General features: G+C 54.3%; 1 pseudogene. It reads left to right on the plus strand.

Annotation, left to right across the window (positions count from 1 at the left end):
• Positions 1 to 127, plus strand: a pseudogene (locus AB4Y42_RS44455) (transposase); the annotation flags it as partial.
• Positions 128 to 293: the final 166 nt, after the last annotated feature.

Genomic DNA, 293 nt, shown 5'->3' on the forward strand with positions numbered 1-293 from the left:
GATTCGCCAGCACTTCGCGCTCAAGCGACATTTACTGCGTGCCTCACGCTATCGCAAACAGCTCGCCGCACGCTTTGCCGGGTGGCATCGCTTCACTGGGCTCACCCAGGATCCGTCCAATTTCTGAACAAATCTACCTCCTGTTCGCTCTTGCGTCCCGTATACCTTACTCATAAGTCAGGAATTTTGCGGACAGATGGTCTATGCTTGGGCGATAGCTATTGAGAGCATCGCCCATGAAACGAGATGGCCGGAGCCTGGCTCACAACACGCTCGAAGAGATGCGTATCCTT

This window comes from Paraburkholderia sp. EG286B (genome assembly GCF_040965655.1).
GTDB lineage: Bacteria > Pseudomonadota > Gammaproteobacteria > Burkholderiales > Burkholderiaceae > Paraburkholderia.